The sequence below is a fragment of the Psychrobacter sp. 1U2 genome (assembly GCF_051847575.1).
The window spans coordinates 1-821 of sequence record NZ_JBPYDC010000817.1 but is presented as its reverse complement, the minus strand read 5'-3'; the positions used below and the strand labels follow the sequence as shown (position 1 = coordinate 821).

At 39.2% G+C, this 821-nt stretch carries 1 protein-coding gene; it reads right to left on the bottom strand.

Annotated features, from left to right (window positions below):
* On the bottom strand, positions 1 to 693 hold a 693-nt coding region (locus ACS8FD_RS18910; RefSeq protein WP_439276989.1), incomplete at its 3' end, for a TRAP transporter substrate-binding protein.
* Positions 694 to 821 lie beyond the last annotated feature (128 nt).

Here is an 821-nt window from a genome sequence, read left to right as displayed (position 1 = left end):
AATCTTAAAAGCTGTGACTGCTTCCCATGGGAAACTAAGTCCGTCCACAACACCTCTCTGTAAAGAAGTATACATGTCGTTAGCGGGTAAGCCGACAGGTGAAGCACCTGCGCTTTCAATAATGTCACCAGCGACTGCTGAAGGTCTGCGAATGCGCATGCCTTTCATATCTTCAGGTGTACGGATTAATTTATCAGTAGTATGTAGAGAACCAGGTCCAGCACCATACATGAATAACAGATGTGAATCTTCATATTCACCAGCAAGCGTACCATCATCATATAAAGTTTGTAGCATACAACCCATCTGAGTAGCCGAATTAGACAAACCAGGAAGCTCAGTAATTTGAGTTAAAGGAAAACGACCATTGGTATAACCATGTGCTTGAGAACCTATATCGATTGTACCCTTTGCAGCAGACTCATAAGTGACATCAGCTTTAGCAAGACCTGCTGAGGGGTAGAGCTCGACTTTTAATCGACCATCAGAATCAGTTTCAATCTGTTTGGCCCAAGGTTCAAATACTTCCTTGCTGATAGAAGAAGTGGCTGGCCAAAAATGCGAGAAGCGCAAAACAGTGGTTTCTTTGGAAGAAGCTGATGAAGCATCAGTACTTTCAGATGTTTGATTAGAACAGCCTATGATACTCATGGCCGCTAAGGCACCTATTGAAAAAAGAGGAGCTAACTTCATTATCAATTCCTTTTGATAATTATATGGAAAGAAAGAATTTCGAGTGAATAATTATATAAAACTTAAAATATAATAGATTTGAAGCTATATTTTAAGTATATACATAAACAATACTTTTTATCACATCG